Annotated in this window: 3 protein-coding genes; 1 reads left to right on the top strand and 2 read right to left on the bottom strand. The window is 57.0% G+C overall.

The genetic code is table 11. From position 1 onward, the window contains the following. Both cysN and cysD read right to left on the bottom strand, forming a co-directional pair. The coding region (gene cysN / locus AC5DC2_RS19275; protein ID WP_491699637.1) for a sulfate adenylyltransferase subunit CysN at nt 1-1,222 on the bottom strand (1,222 nt) is incomplete at its 3' end. Next, nucleotides 1,222-2,127 carry a sulfate adenylyltransferase subunit CysD gene (gene cysD / locus AC5DC2_RS19270; protein ID WP_491699638.1) on the bottom strand — a complete coding sequence of 302 codons (906 nt, stop codon included), beginning with the start codon at nt 2,125-2,127 and terminating at the stop codon, nt 1,222-1,224. The genes cysN and cysD, both read right to left, overlap by 1 nt. Before the next feature lie 432 nt (nt 2,128-2,559). Here cysD and AC5DC2_RS19265 point away from each other — a divergent pair, with 432 nt between their 5' ends. Next, nucleotides 2,560-4,398, top strand: a complete 1,839-nt coding sequence (locus tag AC5DC2_RS19265) for an SLC13 family permease (RefSeq protein ID WP_491699636.1) — start codon at nt 2,560-2,562, stop codon at nt 4,396-4,398. Nucleotides 4,399-4,910: the final 512 nt, after the last annotated feature.

Raw genomic sequence — 4,910 nt, 5'->3', positions numbered from 1 at the left:
GGTTGTCCTTGTAGGCATCGAAGACGATCGGCGCCTGGGTCGAGATGTTGCAGACGCCCACCTCGTTCATGTGCAGAGCCTTGGCCGCTTCATGCGCGAACGTGTTCACGTTGACGTGGTATTTCAGCGCCGTCACCGTTGCGGGCGTCGAGTCCGCCTCGGTGCGCAGGATGTAGGAACGGCCGGGAATCATCGCGTCGGCATCAAACCAGATCATCTTGGCCTGGAACTGGTCGGCCACATTCGGACGCTCTTCGGGCGCAACCAGGATGTTCCCGCGCGAAACCTCGATCTCGTCATCGAGCACCAGCGTGACGGCCTGCCCCGCTTCCGCGCGCTCGAGATCTCCATCCATGGTCGATATCTGCCGGACCCTCGAGGCCTGACCCGATTTGGCCACGGTGACCGTATCGCCGACCGCGACCTGGCCCGAGGCGATTTCACCGGAGAAACCACGGAAGTTCAGGTTGGGGCGGGTGACAAGCTGGACCGGCATGCGGAACGGCTTCTCGATCAGGTCGGATTCGACCGGAACGGTTTCGAGATGGTCCAGCAATACCGGCCCCTGATACCAGGGCATGTTCTGCGACGGCATGGTGACGTTGTCGCCGTAGCGGGCGGACATCGGGATCGGGACAATCGTCTCGAAGCCGAGATCCTTGGCAAATTCCAGATAGTCGGCGACGATCTTGTCATACACCTCCTGCGAATAGTCCATCAGGTCGATCTTGTTGATCGCGACCACGATGTGGCGGATGCCAAGCAGAGAGGCGATGTAGGAGTGACGGCGCGTCTGGCGCAGAATGCCCTGGCGGCTGTCGACCAGCACGATCGCTAAATCCGCCGTCGAGGCGCCGGTGGCCATGTTGCGGGTATATTCTTCGTGGCCGGGCGTGTCCGCGACGATGAACTTGCGCCGCGCGGTGGCGAAGAAGCGATAGGCCACATCGATCGTGATGCCCTGTTCGCGCTCGGATTCAAGCCCGTCGACCAGAAGCGCGAAGTCGATGTCCGCGCCCGTGGTGCCATGCTTGGCGCTGTCGCTCTCGAGCGAGGCGAGCTGGTCTTCGAAGATCAGCTTGGTGTCGTAAAGCAGGCGTCCGATCAGCGTCGACTTGCCGTCGTCAACGGACCCGCACGTCAGGAAGCGCAGCAGCGACTTCTTTTCCTGCTCGGCGAGGTATTCGATCATGTCGCCGGAAAAATCGGTCAACTCGTTCATTAGAAATACCCCTCGCGCTTCTTCTTCTCCATCGACCCGGCTTCATCCTTGTCGATCATGCGTCCCTGGCGCTCGGATGTGCGCGCCGTCAGCATCTCGCGGACGATCCCCTGAAGGTCATCGGCCTCGGATTCGACCGCGCCGGTCAGCGGATAGCATCCGAGCGTGCGGAAGCGCACCATCTTCTCCTCGATCTTCTCGTCCGGTCCGATGGGCATGCGCTCGTCATCGACCATGATCAGCGCGCCGTCCCTTTCGACGACCGGCCGTTTCGCCGCGAAGTAGAGCGGAACGATCGGGATATTCTCCTTCATGATGTACTGCCAGATGTCGAGCTCGGTCCAGTTCGACAGCGGGAACACTCGGATCGATTCGCCCTTGCCGACGCGGGTATTGTAGGTCTTCCACATTTCGGGACGCTGGCTCTTCGGGTCCCAGGCATGCTGGGCATTGCGGAAGGAGAAGATGCGTTCCTTGGCGCGGGATTTCTCCTCGTCGCGCCGGGCGCCGCCGAAAGCCGCATCAAAGCCATATTTGTCGAGCGCCTGGCGCAGACCGACCGTCTTCCAGATATGGGTATGGGTATTCGATCCATGATCGAACGGATTGATCTTGCCTTCCACGCCCTCCGGATTGACATGCACGAGGAGATCGATCCCGAGATCCTTGGCCATCTTCGCGCGAAAATCATACATCGCCCGGAACTTCCAGGTCGTGTCGACATGAAGGAAAGGAAACGGCGGCTTGGCCGGGTAGAAGGCCTTCATCGCCAGATGCATCATCACCGACGAGTCCTTGCCGATCGAATAAAGCATGACCGGACGAGAGAATGTCGCAGCGACTTCACGAAAAATATGGATGGATTCTGCTTCCAACCGTTGCAGATGCGTTAGGGACATTTCTATTCCTGAAATTGAATCTCAAAACCGAATTAGGGATAGACCTTTAGAGGTGTGCAAAAACTCTCAAGTCAACAATTTTAACTGCAGCTAACAAATGAATTCAGGACAAAGCCGTCCCACTAAAAACTATTCTCAAAAAAAGCGACATGAGGCGGAGAACAAGCCGTGACGCGCTGAAACACCCACAGATAGCTGATTGGCTTCAAGGGAATTTGCCATTCGTTGCGAATATTTTCACAGATACTGGCTAAACGCAAGTCGTCAAATTTTCGGTTAAGGGGCAATGTAACGGGAGTCAGGCCGTGACGTCTCTAAAAGCGATTTTGAGCTGGCCGGCATCAATGGGCACCATAGCTTTCGGATAAGGATTTTGCTAATCCTATAATAATAGCTGACGATATTTTATTCATTTGTTGAACCTTAGATTGCAGAGACGTGGACCATTTCTATCTGATTTCGACATTTTTAGTCGTGTTCGGGGCGATCATCATGTTCGCACTTGACAGATTTTCCATCGAGGCGATCTCGCTCACCGTGCTTGCGGCGCTGCTTCTGATTTATGGCATTTTTCCCTATGAAGGTCCGAGTGGAGAGACCCTGAGCCTCACCGAACTGCTCTCTGGCTTTTCCTCACCTGCGCTTGTCACAGTCTTGGCGCTCCTCATCGTGGGGAAAGGGTTGTTTGCTACCGACGCGATGGAGGGAATCACCCGCCATGTCGGGAGGCTGTGCGGCAGTCGCCCGCGCATGGGGGTTGCATTGCTCCTCGTCGTGGCCGGATCGATTTCGGCCTTCCTCAACAATACGCCTGTGGTTGTCATCTTTATCCCTGTGCTTACCTCGCTTGCCGCGACATTCCGCTTGCCAGCCTATCAGATCTTCATGCCGTTATCATTCATTACCATCCTCGGCGGCATGACGACCGTGATCGGTTCCTCGACAAACATGATTGCCGCCGGCATAGCGGCCGAGAGTGGAGTGGAAATCGGGCTCTTCGATATCACTGGCATGGGGGTGATTCTGGCTATGATCGGATATGTCTATGTGCTGTTCTTTCTGCCGCGACTCTTAAGTGCGAGACAGACCGAACTGCGGACAAACAACGACGGCGATGGCGCACAGTTCATCGGTGAAATCGCCATCACGGCCGGAAGCCGGTTCGCCGGTCTGTTGCCGATCTCGGGATTTTTTCCTCAACTGAGGCCGTTCTCCCTGCACTCGATCATTCGCGCTTCGGACGGCGAGGACAAGGTGCTCTTGCCGCCGTTCAGCGAAGAACTGAGGCTCCAGCCGGACGATCTTCTGCAGATATCCGGCAATCGCAAGGCTTTCATGGACCTGATTGCCGGTGGAGAAGCTGTCACTTTCGGGGAACCGGAAGAAGAGACACATAACAATGCCGGCCGCCGCCAGGGACCGCATTACCATCTGGCAGAAGCCGTCATCGCGCCGGGATCACGGTTTGAAGGTAGGACGGTTCGATTTTGCGGCATCCAGCCGCGATTTCATGTCACGATCGTGGGTATCCGGCGCAAAACCCGCATGGGACGCGGTCCTTTTGGGTTCTTGAGACTTGAGGCCGGCGACACGCTGCTTCTCGGGGGGGCGGAGGAAGACATCATGTCGATGCGCGGGAATCACGATATCCTTCTGCTCGAGCATTCGGCGCAGTCTGTGCCACCCCGTAGTCGCGCCCTGATATCCTTCATCATCTTTGCAGCGGTCGTCGGTCTTTCGGCCCTTGATATTTCGCCGATTGCTGTCAATGCGGTCCTTGGCGCCCTGGCGATGATCGCGACCGGGTGCCTAACCTTGCAACAGGCGGCACGCGCCTTCGATCGGCAGATATTTCTTCTAATCGGCTCTTCGATCGCGATGGCTACAGCCCTGGAGGTTTCTGGAGGCGCATCATTGATCGCCCAGGCCGTTATAGCGCTGGCCGGCGGATCCTCGGCGGTGATCGCGATCACAATCCTTTTCGTCACGGTTGCGATAATGACCAACATTCTGTCCAACAACGCAGCAGCCGCGCTCTTCATACCGATCGCGATAAACATGGCCCATCAGATCAATGCCCCGCCGCTTGCCTTCGCCGCTGCGGTGATCTACGCGGCGAATTGCTCCTTCGCAACCCCGATCGGCTATCAGACAAATTTGATGGTCATGGGGCCGGGGCACTACAATTTCTCGGACTTCGTTCGAGGTGGCCTCCCGCTCGTCATCATTATCGCAATCGCATTTGCTCTCTTGGCGCCTCTTTACTTCGACCTCTAGCAATTGTGTTTATGCGTAGGGCTGAAGCCGCCAGGGTGTTTAGTCCCGGCATTTGACGGATTGGGTCGAGCATGGTTTTTTCCGAGTCTTCTCTGATTGGGTTCGTTGTGGTCAAGGTGCTCCTGCACTTCTTCTCGGACCGTTCCGCAGGTCACTCGCTTCTCTTCGCAGTCGGCGCACTGGTAATTTGCTCAGGGCCGCCGCACGATTGGGGCAGGTGTGCGAGGCGTCTCAATCAGTTTCACGGCCTCGCGAGGCTTGGCTCGGCAGGTTCAGGACTCTCAACGAGATCGCCTCACCCATCGTCCCCACGGAACGATCCGGGCATCGCTGTCAATGCCGCGTGAAATTTCCCCAGAAGTGCCGAAGTGAAATTCCCTAGGCCGTAGACTCGTAACGCTTTAGCCATATTCGCACAGAGAAGAGCTTGATTGCTGCAAGATAGTTGTCGGCGCGTTTATCGTAAGTATCCGGCGAGGGCCGCGGTTCAGGCCGCCTGAGCGCTCAGCGAC

The organism is Martelella sp. (genome assembly GCF_984369615.1).
This window is presented reverse-complemented; position numbering and strand designations above follow the sequence as displayed.